Annotated in this window: 15 protein-coding genes, 1 tRNA gene and 1 other annotated feature; of the genes, 4 read left to right on the plus strand and 12 right to left on the minus strand. The window is 37.6% G+C overall.

Annotated elements, in window-relative coordinates:
- Window positions 1–123 precede the first annotated feature (123 nt).
- The 10 genes from HMPREF2758_RS07980 to HMPREF2758_RS08025 all read right to left on the minus strand — a co-directional run bounded on the left by HMPREF2758_RS07980 (window position 124) and on the right by HMPREF2758_RS08025 (window position 10,446).
- Window positions 124–195 (minus strand) — tRNA-Arg (locus HMPREF2758_RS07980).
- 195 nt (window positions 196–390) lie between these two features.
- On the minus strand, window positions 391–1,731 hold the full coding sequence (gene brnQ, locus HMPREF2758_RS07985) for a branched-chain amino acid transport system II carrier protein (protein WP_070609955.1): 1,341 nt from the start codon (window positions 1,729–1,731) through the stop codon (window positions 391–393).
- A 60-nt stretch (window positions 1,732–1,791) separates the two neighbouring features.
- Window positions 1,792–2,021, minus strand: a binding site (T-box leader).
- A gap of 77 nt (window positions 2,022–2,098) precedes the next feature.
- Complete coding sequence (locus HMPREF2758_RS07990; RefSeq protein ID WP_070609957.1) at window positions 2,099–3,028, minus strand: ABC transporter ATP-binding protein; 930 nt, start codon at window positions 3,026–3,028, stop codon at window positions 2,099–2,101.
- A complete protein-coding gene (locus HMPREF2758_RS07995; RefSeq protein ID WP_070609959.1) occupies window positions 3,021–4,085 on the minus strand; it encodes an ABC transporter ATP-binding protein in 1,065 nt (354 codons plus the stop codon). Before HMPREF2758_RS07995 ends, HMPREF2758_RS07990 begins: the two co-directional genes overlap by 8 nt.
- An 11-nt stretch (window positions 4,086–4,096) precedes the next feature.
- On the minus strand, window positions 4,097–5,017 hold the full coding sequence (locus HMPREF2758_RS08000; protein ID WP_070609961.1) for an ABC transporter permease: 921 nt from the start codon (window positions 5,015–5,017) through the stop codon (window positions 4,097–4,099).
- On the minus strand, window positions 5,017–5,949 hold the full coding sequence (locus tag HMPREF2758_RS08005) for an ABC transporter permease (protein WP_006907929.1): 933 nt from the start codon (window positions 5,947–5,949) through the stop codon (window positions 5,017–5,019). Before HMPREF2758_RS08005 ends, HMPREF2758_RS08000 begins: the two co-directional genes overlap by 1 nt.
- Window positions 5,950–6,127: 178 nt before the next feature.
- The gene (locus tag HMPREF2758_RS08010; protein ID WP_070609963.1) at window positions 6,128–7,738 is read right to left on the minus strand and encodes a peptide ABC transporter substrate-binding protein; all 1,611 of its coding nucleotides are present in this window, start codon (window positions 7,736–7,738) and stop codon (window positions 6,128–6,130) included.
- A 613-nt stretch (window positions 7,739–8,351) separates the two neighbouring features.
- A complete protein-coding gene (locus HMPREF2758_RS08015; RefSeq protein ID WP_070609964.1) occupies window positions 8,352–9,950 on the minus strand; it encodes an ATP-binding cassette domain-containing protein in 1,599 nt (532 codons plus the stop codon).
- A 29-nt stretch (window positions 9,951–9,979) separates the two neighbouring features.
- Window positions 9,980–10,234, minus strand: a complete 255-nt coding sequence (locus tag HMPREF2758_RS08020) for a hypothetical protein (RefSeq protein ID WP_070609966.1) — start codon at window positions 10,232–10,234, stop codon at window positions 9,980–9,982.
- A 17-nt stretch (window positions 10,235–10,251) separates the two neighbouring features.
- Window positions 10,252–10,446, minus strand: a complete 195-nt coding sequence (locus HMPREF2758_RS08025) for a hypothetical protein (protein WP_070609968.1) — start codon at window positions 10,444–10,446, stop codon at window positions 10,252–10,254.
- 140 nt (window positions 10,447–10,586) lie between these two features.
- On the opposite strand from HMPREF2758_RS08025, the gene HMPREF2758_RS08030 reads away from it, so the two are divergent.
- Window positions 10,587–11,450, plus strand: a complete 864-nt coding sequence (locus HMPREF2758_RS08030; RefSeq protein WP_070609970.1) for an Rgg family transcriptional regulator — start codon at window positions 10,587–10,589, stop codon at window positions 11,448–11,450.
- 434 nt (window positions 11,451–11,884) lie between these two features.
- Here the strand turns inward: HMPREF2758_RS08030 and HMPREF2758_RS08035 are convergent, their stop codons facing one another.
- Window positions 11,885–12,646 carry a hypothetical protein gene (locus HMPREF2758_RS08035; RefSeq protein WP_070609972.1) on the minus strand — a complete coding sequence of 254 codons (762 nt, stop codon included), beginning with the start codon at window positions 12,644–12,646 and terminating at the stop codon, window positions 11,885–11,887.
- Between the two features lie 211 nt (window positions 12,647–12,857).
- On the opposite strand from HMPREF2758_RS08035, the gene HMPREF2758_RS08040 reads away from it, so the two are divergent.
- From HMPREF2758_RS08040 to HMPREF2758_RS08050, 3 genes are all read left to right on the plus strand, one after another.
- Window positions 12,858–13,286 carry an HIT family protein gene (locus tag HMPREF2758_RS08040; RefSeq protein WP_070609974.1) on the plus strand — a complete coding sequence of 143 codons (429 nt, stop codon included), beginning with the start codon at window positions 12,858–12,860 and terminating at the stop codon, window positions 13,284–13,286.
- A 3-nt stretch (window positions 13,287–13,289) separates the two neighbouring features.
- Window positions 13,290–13,649, plus strand: a complete 360-nt coding sequence (locus HMPREF2758_RS08045; RefSeq protein ID WP_070609976.1) for a YtxH domain-containing protein — start codon at window positions 13,290–13,292, stop codon at window positions 13,647–13,649.
- Window positions 13,650–13,757: 108 nt separating this feature from the next.
- The gene (locus tag HMPREF2758_RS08050) at window positions 13,758–14,780 is read left to right on the plus strand and encodes a peptidylprolyl isomerase (protein ID WP_070609983.1); all 1,023 of its coding nucleotides are present in this window, start codon (window positions 13,758–13,760) and stop codon (window positions 14,778–14,780) included.
- A gap of 79 nt (window positions 14,781–14,859) precedes the next feature.
- Here the strand turns inward: HMPREF2758_RS08050 and HMPREF2758_RS08055 are convergent, their stop codons facing one another.
- Window positions 14,860–15,804, minus strand: a complete 945-nt coding sequence (locus tag HMPREF2758_RS08055; protein ID WP_006907939.1) for a 3'-5' exoribonuclease YhaM family protein — start codon at window positions 15,802–15,804, stop codon at window positions 14,860–14,862.
- Between the last annotated feature and the right edge of the window lie 2 nt (window positions 15,805–15,806).

Here is a 15,806-nt window from a genome sequence, read left to right on the forward strand (position 1 = left end):
CCAGAAATTAGACTATAATCACTTTAGGTTTTAGGTCAAAAAAATAAACCAAGCGAGCTAACTTCGCCTGATTTCAAAATTGGATCATAAAGTTGATTTGACACAGATCCTTAATATTCCTAATATCGCCGGAGGGAATCGAACCCCCATCTAAAGAACCGGAATCTTTCGTGATATCCATTACACTACGGCGACCCAACAGCATATATTTTATAATACGCTATATTTACCCTATTTTCAAGAGTCTCTTTAACTTTAATCCAATAATTCAGATTTTCTTTTCAGCTAATCGATACATCCATGAATAAAACTAAGAAAAAACAAGGCATTTTAAGCCTTGTCTCTTCAAAAATCAAGTGTATTTATAGAACTTTAAGAACCGCTATCTTCCTAAAGCTCTTCAACCGCTGGAACATGGTTAAAGACAGCCAATAGTTTTTGTACAAGCGTCACTAACATGACTGCCAATAGCGTTGGTACGAGCCAGGAAAGCCCTTTGTTAGCCAGCGGCATCGATGCTCCTAATTGGGTCAGCAAGGGCAAGCGAAGGTTAAAAGTATGATACAGCATATCAATGAAGGGTAACACTACCGAGATAAAAGCAGCCACTTGATAAGTTAATTTTGAATAATTAAGTCGATCATGACTGATTCCCATAACAATTAATACTAATGCTACAGGATAGATGACGGTCAATACTGGTACCGAGAAAGCCAACAACTTGTTAAGACCAAAATTCGCAATTAAAAAGGAAAATAGTGTCCAGATATAGACCCATGTTTTATAGGATAATTTTTCATTGAATAATTTATAAAAATATTCGCCCCCGCTAGTTATCAAACCGACACAAGTCGTTAAGCAGGCTAAGGTGAAAATCATCGCCAATAGAACAACCCCAAAATTACCCAAGGCTAATCGAATAGAATCTGTTAAAACAACCGCTCCATTCTCTGCTCCTGGAATGCGAGCCGAACTGAGGGCTCCAATATAACTTAAACACGCATATACCGCAAATAAGACCGCCCCCGCCAATAAACCTGCTTTGACCGTATAACGAGTAACTTCTTTCTTATCTTTGATGCCAAAACGTTGAATGGCTAATGCAACCACAAAACCAAAGTTCAAAGCTGCGACCGCATCCATCGTGTCATAACCTGATAAGAATCCTTTAATCACCGCATTATCTGCATAATCTCCCACTGGCGCACTCACTTGCGAAGGAAGAAAGACAATTTTGATAAACATTAAGAAAATGAGTCCCAATAAAGTGGGTGTCAAATACTTACCTACTCGTCTTACCAACTCGTTTGGCTTAAGGCAAATCCATAAAGCAACCCCGAAGAAGACGAGAGTGTATAAAAAACGAGCCAAGCTAACATTCACTTGTTGACCCAGATAAGGGGCAATTGCCATCTCAAAAGGAACACTCCCTGCCCTAGGGATTCCTAAGCCTGGTCCAATCGAAAGATAGATCGCTGTCGTAAATACCAAGGAGAATAAAGGACCTACCCGATTCGCTAAATTAGTCAAACCGTCTGTCTTACCAACTACAATCGCTCCAACTACCGGGAAAACAACCGCCGTCACAGAAAACGCCAGGAGCGCTAACAGTGTTTGATTCCCCGCTTGATTACCCAGCAAAGGTGGAAAAATCAAGTTTCCTGCTCCAAAAAATAATCCAAACAACATGATCGAAACCTGCCAAAATTGGCTTCTAGATAACTTATTCATAAGCTTCCTCCTAAATCTATTTCAATTTAACCCATAAAAAAAAGCCCCTTGTCACGAATGACAAAGGACGAAAAATTCCGCGTTACCACCTTTATTCTTATATTTCCATAAGCGCTCAAGCATCCAACAATGCCGAGTATCGATAACGCCTACCAGAGCGGCAGTTCTTACTCTTATTCAGACCCGCAAGAAGAAAAATGATTTTCGTCTAAATGAGAAACATAAGCTCACACCCACCGCTTATTCTCTGAGCATTCTCATTAAGCTACTCTTTTTTTCATAATTTTTTAATTGTTAATTGATGGTTTCATTCTACCAAGTCTAAGGTAGACTGTCAATTCCATTTTCGAATATATTTTATTTTATTTTATTGGTTAACCGGTCCTACTTCTTTCATCCAACGCTCAAATTGAGCTTCAGTCGCATAAACCGAATGCCCTGGTTGAACCTGAAAAGACTGTACAGGATCTGTCACTTCTTCATGCTGATAAGGCACACGAATTCGTTTTTTCTCACTAATAGGATCTGGTTGCGGAACCGCAGATAAGAGCGACCGAGTATATGGATGCACCGCATGATGATAGATCTGATCGGCGTCGCCCATCTCAACAATCTTACCTCGGTACATGACAGCGATCCGATCTGAAATATATTTAACCATGGACAAGTCATGGGCAATAAATAAATAAGTCAGGTTCTTATCTTTTTGCAGACGTTTCATTAAGTTAACGACTTGTGCTTGAATCGAAACATCTAAAGCTGAGATCGGTTCATCAGCAATAATAAACTGTGGTTCTAATGATAAGGCCCGAGCGATGCCAATCCGTTGACGTTGACCCCCAGAGAACTCATGAGCATACCGATTGGCATGTTCACGGTTAAGTCCCACACTTTCTAATAGCTGTCCAATGACTTCCATCCGTTCTTTTTTATTCTTATGCAAACCATGAATATCGAAGCCCTCTCCAATAATCTCTGCCACTGTCATTCTGGGGTCGAGCGAGGCGTATGGATCTTGAAAGATCATTTGCATATTTTTTGACACTTCTTTGGGAGAGACTTTGGCTCCTTGACCATTCACTAATTTACCATCATAGTAGACTTGACCATCCGTAATATTATAAAGCCCAATAATCGAGCGACCGGTAGTGGACTTTCCACTCCCTGACTCACCAACCAATCCAAGAACTTCCCCTTCATAAATATCAAAGGAAACATCATCTACGGCTTTAACCGTCTGCCCCGATTTACAAAAATATTGCTTCAGGTTCTTTACTTCTAGTAATTTTTTACGCATCGGTTAAAACTCCTCCCTCTTCTTGAACAAATCGGTCGATTCGTCGTTGAATAATTTCTGGTACTTGAACTTTTGGCGCTTGGGGATGCAAGAGCCATGTCTTAGCATAATGATGGTCGTTTACTTTAAACATCGGTGGTTCTTGTTCATAATCAATTTTCATGGAATAGCGATTTCGAGGCGCAAAAGCATCGCCTTTAGGCGGATTAATCAGATTAGGGGGTGCCCCAGGAATCGTATAAAGCTCTTCACTATCATCACTTTCTAAATCTGGCATTGACCCTAATAAGCCCCAGGTATAAGGATGTTTTGGATTATAGAAGATTTCATTAACATCACCATATTCAACAATCTGTCCGGCATACATGACTGCCACACTATCAGCCACATTCGCCACGACCCCTAAGTCATGAGTGATAAAGATCATCGAGCTGCCAGTCTTTTCTTGGATATCTGCCATCAATTCCAAGATTTGAGCTTGGATTGTCACATCAAGGGCAGTCGTCGGCTCATCCGCAATTAATAGTTGAGGTTCTGCTGCTAAGGCAATCGCAATAACAACCCGTTGTCGCATTCCTCCTGAAAACTCGTGCGGATATTGGTCGAACCGTGCTTCTGGATTTGAAATTCCTACCAATTCGATAAGTTCTAGTGCACGTTTGCGAGCATCAGCGGCCGAAACGTCCTTACGGTGATGAGTAATCACTTCGGTAATTTGTTTTCCGATTTTAATCGTTGGATTTAGGGCGGTCATTGGATCTTGGAAGATCATGGCGATTTCATTACCTCGAACATGGGTCATTTCCTTTTCAGATAACTTCAATAAATCACGCCCATTAAAAAGGATCTCTCCAGAATCATATTGACCAGGTGGCTGTGGGATCAAACGCATGATTGCGTTGGAAGTCACACTTTTACCAGACCCAGACTCTCCCACAATGGCCAGCGTTTCTCCTTTTTTCAGAGAAAAGTCCACACCACGAACAGCTTGCACACGGCCCGCAAAGGTCTTAAAAGACACTGCAAGGTCCTTTACTTCTAAAATAGTTTCAGTCATGGTCTTTCCTCCTATTTTCTTAATTTTGGATCTAAGGCATCACGAAGCCCATCACCTACCGCATTAAAAGCGAAGATGGTTAGCGAGATCAATAATGCTGGGAATAGTAAGCGCCAAGGAGCCGTTAGAATTGCCTTAGCCCCTTCTGAGGCCATCGTCCCCCATGAAGACATAGGTGGCGTAACCCCCAGTCCCAAGAAGCTTAAATATGATTCAGTAAAAATAGCCCCAGGAACAGATAGCGTCATTTGAACAATGATTATTCCCATCGCATTTGGAACCAAGTGACGACGAATCAAATGCCCTGTACTCGCCCCTAAGGTCCGAGCCGCTAGAACATATTCTTGATTTTTTAATGATAGGACTTCGGTCCGAACAATTCGTGCCATAGAGATCCATCCGGTAATGGTCATGGCTGCAATCATCGGTACTAGCCCTTGCTTCATAACAACCAGAAGCATGATAACTATTAAAAGATAAGGAACGGCATTGAGCACATCACAGATACGCATCATCAAGTTATCCACCTTACCACCTGCAAGACCTGCGATACTTCCGTAGACAACCCCAATTAAGACATTGACCAAGGCAGCCGACAAACCAATAAAGAGAGAGATTCGCGCACCCACCCAGGCTCTGACAAAGATATCACGGCCTAAATTATCCGTTCCAAACCAGAACTGGCTACTTGGTGCAGCATTATATTGACTGGTCTGCTCACTGTAAGTATAAGGTGAAAAGATTGGAACAAAGATAGCCATTAAGGCTACAATCACCAATACCACTAATCCAAACATGGCTAATTTATTTTTCTTAAAGGTTAAAAATACTTCCTGCCAGAAAGATACGACTTTATCACTTAGAACGTCGGTCTCTGATTCTGTAATTCCCACTAATTGGAAGTCATCATTTGAAAATACTATTTCTTCCATTACTTATCAGCTCCTTCTAAGTCAATTCGTGGATCAATCAAGGCATTTAAAACATCAACTAGAATAATCATTCCTAAAAGAACAATTGCATAAAAGACAGTGACACCCATAATAACGGTATAGTCCCGATTGTTAATACTGGTCACAAAATGGCGACCCAATCCTGGAATTGAGAAGATATTCTCAATCACAAAGGTCCCCGTTAAAACCCCTGCTGTTAATGGACCTAAGTAAGTCACAACAGGAAGTAACGCGTTCCTTAAGGAGTGCTTAAAGACAATCTGCCAGCGACCTAAGCCCTTAGCATGTGCTAGCTTCACATATTCAGAGGTATTCTGTTCTAAAAGACCTGAACGCGTCATCTTGGCAATACTTCCCATATAGGTTAAGCCCAGAGCAAAGGTTGGTAGAACCGTATGCATAAAAGATTTCCATCCACTAATCGGTAAGAGGCCTAATTTTAAGCCTAAGAAATACTGGGATAACCCCGCTAATACGAAGGAAGGAATCGAAATTCCTAAAACCGAAATAATGGTGGCTAGATAATCACCGGCACGATTATGATACATAGCGGCAATCACCCCTAATAGGATCCCGCCGCCTACTGAGATTAAGAGGGCTTGTAGACCTAATTGAACCGACACAGGGAAAGACTCCCCGATCATATCATTAACAGACCGACCCCGATATTTCATGGATTCACCAAAATCGAAAGTCGCAACCTTTTTAACATAATTACCATATTGTACATACCAAGGATCATCTAAACCATAAGCCTCGTTCAACTGTTGTTGAATCGCAGGTGTTATAACCTGTTGCTCACTTGCAAAGGGATTTCCAGGTGCAATCCGCATTAAGAAAAAGGTGACTGTCACAATCACTAAGAGTGTTATTAACGCATAACCGATGCGTTTTAAAATATATTTTAACATTTTATCCTCCTTTATTATCCACTCGCAAAATAAAACCTAGGCATGGGTGGATAATCTTGTCCTTAGGTTATCCCAAGCATCGTTTAAACTTCATTGGCGTCCATACAATGAGTGGGTATCAAGTATAAAAGGCAACCTAGCAGAAGCTAAGTCGCCTAATTCTTAAAATCAGCCCGGTCTATTCTGCTTCTACATCAACATATTTTAAGTTGATGTTTCCTAATGGGTCTGGATGCATATTCTTCACATGATCCTTACAAACTGAGTTATTAGTATAGTAGTATAGTGGGATAACTGGCATTTCTTCCATCATTAAGGCTTCAGCTTGTTTTAAGACATCTAAACGTTCTGCTGAATCCGAGATCGTTGCCGACTTATCAATTAATGCCTTGAACTCATCATTTTCCCAACCGGTATCATTGTTACCTGTATCCGCTGTACGGTACATATCTAAGAAAGATACCGCATCGTTAAAGTCTGCAATCCAACCCAAACGTCCAACTTGGTAATCTAATTGGGTTAAACGATCAAGGTATACTTGCCATTCAGTTGAATCGATTTCTGAATTAATTCCTAATTCACGTGCCCAACCTTCTTGAATGTATTGAGCAATGGCTGAGTGAGCTTCACTGTCATTGATTGAGATCTTAACGGTGATTGCACTTGGATCATCAATACCCAATTCTTCCATTCCCTTAGCTAGATATTCTTTCGCTTTTTCAAAGTCCGCATCCTTCATATAGCCACGATCTTCTCCAAAACCTTCAACAGCTGGAGGTACGAGTCCTAAAGCGGGTTCTTGACCACCCTTGGTGATATTTTCAACCAAACCTTTACGGTCAATCGCATTAGCTAAGGCTAAACGGATATTCTTATTACCTGTCACTTCATCAGTCACATTAACCTTATACCAGTAAATCGCTGCATAAGGGTTAGAATCTAAGTCGCCAGATTCTTTATAGCGGTCGATATAATCAAGTGCTACCGTACCATAAGGAGCTCCTAAATAATCTAGGTTTCCTGCTTCATATTCGTTATTAGCCGTTGTTTCTGATTCAATAATTTGAACATTCACACGATCTAATGCCACATTATCGGCATCCCAATATTCTGGGTTCTTTTCAAGTGTGTAGTGACTATTATGTGCCCACTCTGATAAGAGGAAAGCACCATTCGTAACATATTCTTCGCCCGCATCAGCTGCCCAATCTTTATTGGCTTCAACCGTTGCTTGGTGAACTGGTTTGTAAGTATAGAATGCAGTTAATTCTAAGAAGTAAGGTGTTGCATTGACTAACTTAACTTCTAGGGTAGAATCATCAAGAGCCTTCACGCCTACAGCATCTGCTTCACCTTCACCACGGTTATAAGCTTCAGCACCTTCAATTGAATAAAGGATTGACGCATATTGTGACATCGTTTCTGGATTTAAAACACGTTTCCAAGCAAATTCGAAATCACTGGCCTTTACAGGATCGCCATTAGACCATTTCGCATCAGATCTTAGTTTAAAGGTATAGACTTTGCCGTCTTCACTAATATCCCAAGACTCTGCAACCCCTTCAATGACTTTTCCATCTGGGTCTAATCCCGTTAGTCCTTCAAAGACATTCTTGATAACAGCTCCAGATGTACTATCCGTCGCCAAGCCTGGATCGATGGTTGGTGGCTCAGTATTGATGGATAAGTTCAACTCTTTAGCTCCTTCAGCATGAACTGCTCCCGGCCAACTAAGTAAATTCGACAAAGAAAGCATTAAGGCAAATAACAGCTTTAATGTTTTTTTCATTAAAATTCCCCCTCGTTCATTTGTTTTTAATGTTTGATAGTAATATAAAGGTTAACAGAATGATTGTCAAGCTTTTTTGGCATTTTTATGAGTTTTTGATTAATTTTATTAAAGAAAACGGTTAAATTATCAACTCTAAAAAATAGCTAACCTTATACAAAGCTTAAACTATATTTGAAGATAAATCTCTTTAGCATAATGAGTATTGCATCTTAGTGCGTTTCCCATTAACCACAGAACGTTCAAGCTGATGGTGATAATTCAGCTAAATCTCGAGTCTTTCCTAGTTCTAGTTATTCATTTCTTAGATAGGCATCCAATTGACCTTCATTAACTTTTTTTATCTTAAATATTACGCCGCAAACATGTAAATTAATTAACTAGATCTATCAATCCTCTCATATAGATTATTTAATCACCCAAATAAGACTGACTTATAAAAAATGAGCGTCTCAATCGGTCAAATTCACCAATCAAAACGCTCACTTAATTTAATATAGATTAACCATCGGTTTAATCGAAAACAAATGCAGATCTGAATCACGTTTTATGACACTATAGCCATTCTAAAGAACTATTAAAAATTCTCATTCGTATTATTAATTGATCATTGTTAAGCTGAGAGATTTATAACACTGTCGAACTTATCTTTATTTTCTTGGTAAAGATGATGCGTCACAAAGATAGCTGTTAATTTTGGATCATTAAGAATCCGATTCTCTAGTTTTAACGCAGTTTCTTTATCAAGATTTGCTGTTGATTCGTCTAGGAGAATTAATTTATCTTCATTTCCACTTAACAAAGCCCTAGCAAATGCAATTCTTTGTTTCTGACCACCTGATAAATTCTTACCATGTTCTTCAATCATTTCCTCAGCTTTTAAAAATTGATCGATTTCTAATTGATGAATCAGTTGCGACAAATCATAAGTATCTGCATCTCCTTTAAGGTCTATATTATTATCTAATGTATCATTGAATAAATAAGGCTCTTGCGAAATATATATTATCCTCTCCCGCAAGTTTTTTAAATCTCGCTTCAATTGAGTCGCCCCATCAAGCAAAATTTCTCCCGAAAACTTATCGATTTTACCTGATATGAGATTTAATAAGGTGGATTTTCCGGAACCACTTTCTCCTACAAGTGCATATTTATTACCCTTGCTAAACGTTAAATTTAAATTTTTAAATATTATTTTACCATTTCTTTTATACGATATATTTTTTAATTCAAGACTTGTGCTAAAACTGAGGCGACTTGATATTGACTCATTTTGATCGACTATATTCTTCTCAAAGTCTTCATACTTTTTAAAATAGACATCAGTTGATCTTACTACAAACAAATTTGAAGTCATTTGAGATACTGAATTAAAGATATTTGAAGCGATATTTCCTGTACTAGATGTGGACCCTATTGTCACAATCCTTAAATAAGCTAAAATACCCGTTTGGATGCCTATTAGTACTTGACAAAGTATATTTGTCGAACCAATAAATCCTTGTGATACAGCCATCGTCCGAGCATACAATACATTACTATCAGCTAACGATTTAGATATTTTTCTAATACGATTCTTCATTTTAGAAAATATATTATAATTGTAGTATTCATCGTAACCGCTCACCGTATCTTGTAATTCAGAAGAAAAACTCTCATTCGCTTGAGTTAACATTAAAGTGGCATTATTCATTTTTCTTTCAAAAAGTTTCGGTACTAGCATCATGATAGCCATTAATATAAACGTCCCTACTACTAAACTATAGTGATAAGTAAGCAATGCAATTGTAGATACAACACACAAGATTAAATTATTTATAAAAGAAAAATATTGTTCAATTCCTTTCTCAGCAATCTCCCGCATATCTGTATTCAACCAAGAAATATAAACCCCTTCATTTTTACCTTTAAAATTTTGATAAGGTGTGTTAGCAATTCGATTAGCTATCTCCTGGCGAATATCACTAACAATTTGTTGAGTTGTCCTTTCTTGAAATGGCGATAAAAAGAAGTTAATAATAAAAAGCAATCCCCACATTCCAAAACTTGCAAGATTCCAAATAATAAATTCTTTAATATGCATCTTTACCAAGGAATCTAGAGAGAAAGTGAGCATAATCGAAGAACCTGTAGTTAAGAGAGAAATGCAAATGTAGCCCAAACAGATTAAAAAGTTTCGTCCTTTATATTTGTGTATGTATTTCTTAATCATAGTATTTCCTCCATATTCAAAAATCAATTTTAATTTCTACAATTAATAATTTGAATTAATTTACTTAGTTCCTTTTCACGATTCAAAGATGTATGGCTTGTTTTATTTTTTAATTCACTTAATTCACTTAATTCACTTAGTTCGCTTAGTTCGCTTAATTCGCTTAATTCGCTTAATTCGCTTAATTCTTTTAACTCCTTCAATTCTGAAAAATCTTCATAAGAATTAAAACCGATCACTTTTACTCCTAATATTTGAGATAGCTTTGACAATTTATTTTTCATATTAATCTTCCTCCTAATTATTTATTGATCAATTGATACGCTTTGTTATACACAAAATATCGCCCAGCACTCCCTTCTTCAAAGGTATCGTTATCAAGTTCGGGGTCAATATTTTCTTCACATAGAAGCATAACTTTTAGATTAGAAATCGATTGATTTAACCAATCCTTATTTTGAGTAAAGTCATAAGCTGTTAGAAATACGTCTGTCAATCCAGCTAATCCACCAAAATTCTATATATTTTAATGTTATATATTGCTTCATTAGCTCCCTCCTCACTTTCCATTTTATCTAAATTGCTTTATACTATCTGTATGTTGAATATATGAAACAACCTAGAAGGGATAATAATATGGATAAAGATTTTGGGGGTACCTTTAGGAAACTTCGAGAAGGAAAAAATATCAAAATAAGTGCAGTATGTGATTCGAGTATTTCAAAATCAATGATTTCTAAATTTGAAAGAAATATTTCAAGCATTTCAATATCAAAATTCTTCTATTTGCTCGATAAAATTCATGTAAGACCCGCCGAATATGATCTGGCTCTTAATGAATTTTATCCAGACGGCTTCCAAATGCTTTTATCTGATGCTACCCATTATTTTTTTGAAAAAAATACACATATGTTACAAATCCTTTCTGATAAAGAACTTACCTTCTATCAGGAAGAAAAGCGACAAATGAGCTTATTAAACCACTTAATGATTGAAGTTATGATAGCAATGTTAGAAGAACGCCCATTAAGTAAAGACAAAGATTTTTCACCAATCACAAGTTATTTATTTAATTGTGAAAATTGGGGATACTATGAACTTGTTCTATACGGAAACACTATGGGACGTATGAAGATTGAAAATGTTTTATTATTTTCGAAAAATTTACCTAGTAAAACACTATTGATGAGGGACTCTGGACAACTGTACAGCATATATATCAATCTAATGACCAATACACTCTCTCTATGCATTAATTCAAAATTAAAAAAAGATGCTGAATATTTTCTTAAGGCACTCGATCAATTAGAAATAGACGATACCATGTTGTTTGAAAAATTACTTCTCAAATATTATAGGGGACTCTATAATATACAATTTTCCCAAAACCCAATGGAAGGAAGAAAAGCGGTATCTGAGTGCTTAACCATCCTAAAAACGCTCAATTCATCAAATCTATACCTCATTTTCAAAAATGAGGTTGATTCAATCCAGATTTAATATATTCAACTTTAATCAAAAAATATTTTATCGTTATATATTAATATTGAAAGGAAGGATATTATGAAAACAGTTTTAAATCTACAAGCCAAGAAACCACAAAATAAAACCAACGGTCTAGTCATTACATGGAAATGCTCTGTTTCTAATTAATTCAATTTCGTTAAATACACCAGCAATTTAAAAAGCTTAGAGTTACAATTGAAAACTCTAAGCTTTTTAAACTTCCAAAGTAGATAGAGTTGATGGAAGATTTCTAACTCCTTCAACCCTATCTTTTTGATTTTAAAAAAATTAATCTATGCTATTCGCTAGTCACAAATTAGTCAAACATTTCATTGAGAGTTCCTCAAAATTATGATTCATTCATAAGGCTAATAAAACAAATAAAACAAAACTTAATTTGAATTTTTGGAACTCACTTCTCATTTTATTTATTCCGCCAACTCTCCCTGAGTGGCATTCAAATACATTAGGGTCACTTCTTGACCGTCTGTTTCTAATTCTTGGACCAAGATTAGGCCTACCTTATCCGCATAATAATAGCGTAACGGTCGCATACCGTCCTGAGTTTCTTCGAGAACAACGACATTAGAATAGACCGTTGATCCAATGGCGACTTGATCTACTTGTTTGATAAAAGATAGACTTTTTTCATTTTGATAACCGGACCTAAAATGACTGCCAACTGCTAATCGGGCCGGCAAAATTAAGGACGCACTTGCCCCACTAGCTTGAGGGGAATATCGTAAGTCTTGAACCTGATCGTAGGGGTCAATACAGGCTAATTCATAAAGACCATCTGCACGAATTTGGTAAATATAGGCGACTGCTTTTTGATCGGTAAATTCTGCCACTTGAAAGATCCCTTGATCGTCCGGTCGATACTCTAAGATGATATTTTTATTGATAAAGGCTTGACCTTGACCAATATACTGATAATTCATAAACTGGGAAAATGGCAAAATCGCATAATATTTTTGGGTATCCAAGGTAACTGGACGATCATTTTCTTCAAGGATGGATTCATCCGTTTGTTCCGATTCATTAGTGGATTCTTCCAGTTCATCAATCACTTCTCCTGAATTTAAGTCAACCGCATTTATGGAATGAGGAGTGCTTACTAAAGCGAATAACCACCCAGCAAGCATTACAAGCCGAAGATATCGCCGCTTGTTAAAATCTTTTATTGACATCCTAACTCCCCCTCATTCTCCATTCAAGATGCCTTAATTATAGCATACTCCTATTCGATGGGAGTGAGAAAGTCTAGAAAAAAACATGAACTTCCGCCTTCAATCATGAATTTTTTGTGAAGTCTGCCTTTGCTTTCTACTAGTTTTTATAAGCATTTATTGATATGCTTAGAGTGTAGTTCAATTAATCAATTCATTAAGGAGTGAAACTATGACAGACTGTCTATTTTGTCGTATCATTCAAAGTGACATCCCATCAACTAAGGTTTATGAAGATGAAGATGTCTATGCCTTTCTAGATCTTAGCCAAGTAACGCCTGGCCATACTTTGGTCATTCCCAAACAACATGTCAGTGATATTTTTGAGTATGATCAAGAATTGGCTGCAAAAGTCTTCAGCCGAATACCAAAAATTGCTCGAGCTATTGAAAAAGGTCTACCTGGTGTAAAAGGTCTCAATATTCTTAATAACAACCGTGAGGTGGCTTATCAATCCGTCTTCCATTCACACATCCACCTCATTCCAAGGTATCAAGAAGATGAAGGTTTTGGACTTAAGTTTGTCAATCACGCTGATCAATACCAGGCGGAAGACTTACAAAACATCGCCAGATCAATTGCCGAACAGATTGAGGATTAAGCTATGAAAGGATCATCATTTATACAAGGGTTCTGGACAGGCTTAGGACTCGGTGTCTTAGCTGGACTCATGAATGCCAAACGGCCAGGACGCGAAACTCGCCAACTCCTTCGCCTAAAAATTGATCGAACGAGCCAAGATGTCCATGATCTACGTTTTAGTTTGGACAATCTTAGTCAGTCCATCCAGCATCTTTCAAAGGAAGGAATTTTATCGGTAAATGAAGCGGTCGAGGCTGTTAGTGAAAGTCTCAGACACTTCCAAGAAGAAAATCAACCTCGTTTAAAACGAGTCAAAGCTCAGGTCAATCGACTGACAGACACCCTTCAATCAGAAAAAGAGAAATTTACTAAGGAAGTATAATAAAAGATTGATCTTTTTGTTAATTTTTCCTTGGAATCCACCATTTAATAACATTAAATGTTATTATAATAAAGTGAAAGACAATAACTTATAGGAGTGAAGTATCATATGAAAAAATCTATCCGTCGTTTTATTTTAACGGCTTCTAGCTTAGTCTTCTTAAGCTTACCTGTTGCTAATGTGGCTGCCCAAGATGGCGTCGTTGCTAAGATGGGAGACACTGAATTTACAGCAGCCGATTTGTATGAAGATATGAAAGAACAATATGGATCCGTGACCTTACGCGCGAAAGTCATTGAAAAAGTATTAGAAAATAATGTCAAAGATCCAGCTGCATGCAAGAAAGAAGCCGGCGAAGAAGTTAAAAAACAAATCGACGAACTAGGTGGCGAAGAAGTCTTCAATCAATTCTTAGCTTATCAAAAACTAGGAACAATTGAACAATACGAATATCAATTATATATTCGCAATATGCTAAAAGAAGTTGTAACTCAACAAATTGATCTATCCGACGAAGCCATTCAAAACTTCTACGACAAAGATTACCAACCAAAGATGGAAGCTCAACACATCCTAGTTGATACGGAAGATGAAGCCAAAGCAGCCATCAAACGAATCAACGATGGTGAAGAATTTGATGCCGTAGCTAAAGAGGTCTCAAAAGATGGCTCAGCTAAAAACGGGGGTCTGCTCTCACCATTCACCAGTGGTCAAATGGTTAAAGAGTTTGAAGATGCGGTTAAATCCTTAAAGAACGGCGAGATGACCCAAGAACCCGTTAAATCAAAATTCGGTTTCCACGTTATTAAAGTCATCAATAATGGAGAGAAAAAACCACTTAAGGACAGCAAAGATGAAGTTGTTGAAGCTTATAAAGATGCTAAATTTGCTGATCAACAATTCACTTATGGTATTGTTGGTGAATTAATCAAGAAATCCGATCTTAAGATCATGGATGATAGCTTGAAGACAGCCGTCGATGACTTATTATCACTCGCTGATCAAAAAAATAAACCTGAAGAAGACAAGAAGGAAGAAACAAAAGAGGATAAAAAAGAAGATAGCGACCAAGCTGCTAGCGAAGAAGGTCAAGAATCTGCAGAAGAAACGCAAGAATCTCAAGCAGAATAAACCATTAAACCCATTAATAATAGCTAGATGTGCTATATAAAGAGAGACTGTGATTTCGATTAATCACAGTCTCTTTTCTTTATCTAAAATTCGGTTTATAGAAAGATCGACGATCTAATGGGTAGATTTGTGCACTCTCTTCACCTGGTTGCGTACGTTCCAAGGCTTGTGAGATCATATTAATCGTCGCATCCATATTATCAATTTGATGCAACACTTCGGCTTCTAATAGCTTAGGTTGGACCGGACTTCCATATTCTAACTTACCATGGTGGGCTAGAATTAAATGCTTCAGGCATAAGACCGGCTCACTGTCTGGATCAAGCGCTAGCTTCTGACATGTATCCTGAATCATTTCATCCATAATCACAATATGGCCTAATAATTTTCCTTTAAAGGTATACTCCGTTGAGATCGGTCCCGATAATTCATAGATCTTACCCACATCATGAAGAATCAAAGCCCCAATTAACAAAGATTGGTTAATTTGAGGATAATACTCAATAACCGTCTTTGCTATACGAAGCATAGATACCGTATGATAGGCCAAACCTCCCGATAAGGCATGATGATTCCGCTTAGCTGCCGGATAAGTATAGAAGGCCTCTTCATGATCTGTCAAAATCTTACGAACAATACGGTTAATGGTTGGCTCATGAATCTGAAAAAGAGCCTCATTAATCATCTCTTTCAAGTCTTCCTTCTTCAGACTAATACGCTCTAAATATAAGGCGGGATCATTTGGCTCGCCCTCCTCGGCTAAGCGTAAAGCTTTAATCTTCACCTGTGGGGTCCCCTGATAGGTATCACGTTCCCCTCTTAAAAAGACCACCCGCCCTACCTGGAATTTTTCAATTTCTTCCTCACTTGCTGACCAATACATGCCATCCATGGCTCCGGATCGATCCTGAAAGCGAAAGGCGATAAATGGATTCCCATTACGGGCAATACGACGATCAGCCCCTTTAATTAAGACATAAATGCCAAATTGATCGCCTTCTTTGATATCGTATAATTTTGCCATTT

This window comes from Facklamia sp. HMSC062C11 (assembly GCF_001810675.1).
GTDB classification, from domain to species: domain Bacteria; phylum Bacillota; class Bacilli; order Lactobacillales; family Aerococcaceae; genus Facklamia; species Facklamia hominis.

Excerpts from the sequence above, each read along its gene's own strand:
- HMPREF2758_RS08040 (WP_070609974.1), top strand. The coding sequence starts at position 12,858 with ATGACAGACTGTCTATTTTGTCGTATCATTCAAAGTGACATCCCATCA.
- HMPREF2758_RS08015 (WP_070609964.1), bottom strand. The coding sequence starts at position 9,950 with ATGATTAAGAAATACATACACAAATATAAAGGACGAAACTTTTTAATC.
- HMPREF2758_RS08005 (WP_006907929.1), bottom strand. The coding sequence starts at position 5,949 with ATGTTAAAATATATTTTAAAACGCATCGGTTATGCGTTAATAACACTC.
- HMPREF2758_RS08030 (WP_070609970.1), top strand. The coding sequence starts at position 10,587 with ATGGATAAAGATTTTGGGGGTACCTTTAGGAAACTTCGAGAAGGAAAA.
- HMPREF2758_RS08050 (WP_070609983.1), top strand. The coding sequence starts at position 13,758 with ATGAAAAAATCTATCCGTCGTTTTATTTTAACGGCTTCTAGCTTAGTC.
- HMPREF2758_RS08000 (WP_070609961.1), bottom strand. The coding sequence starts at position 5,017 with ATGGAAGAAATAGTATTTTCAAATGATGACTTCCAATTAGTGGGAATT.
- HMPREF2758_RS08020 (WP_070609966.1), bottom strand. The coding sequence starts at position 10,234 with ATGAAAAATAAATTGTCAAAGCTATCTCAAATATTAGGAGTAAAAGTG.
- HMPREF2758_RS07990 (WP_070609957.1), bottom strand. The coding sequence starts at position 3,028 with ATGCGTAAAAAATTACTAGAAGTAAAGAACCTGAAGCAATATTTTTGT.
- HMPREF2758_RS08045 (WP_070609976.1), top strand. The coding sequence starts at position 13,290 with ATGAAAGGATCATCATTTATACAAGGGTTCTGGACAGGCTTAGGACTC.
- HMPREF2758_RS07995 (WP_070609959.1), bottom strand. The coding sequence starts at position 4,085 with ATGACTGAAACTATTTTAGAAGTAAAGGACCTTGCAGTGTCTTTTAAG.
- HMPREF2758_RS08010 (WP_070609963.1), bottom strand. The coding sequence starts at position 7,738 with ATGAAAAAAACATTAAAGCTGTTATTTGCCTTAATGCTTTCTTTGTCG.
- HMPREF2758_RS08055 (WP_006907939.1), bottom strand. The coding sequence starts at position 15,804 with ATGGCAAAATTATACGATATCAAAGAAGGCGATCAATTTGGCATTTAT.
- brnQ (WP_070609955.1), bottom strand. The coding sequence starts at position 1,731 with ATGAATAAGTTATCTAGAAGCCAATTTTGGCAGGTTTCGATCATGTTG.
- HMPREF2758_RS08035 (WP_070609972.1), bottom strand. The coding sequence starts at position 12,646 with ATGTCAATAAAAGATTTTAACAAGCGGCGATATCTTCGGCTTGTAATG.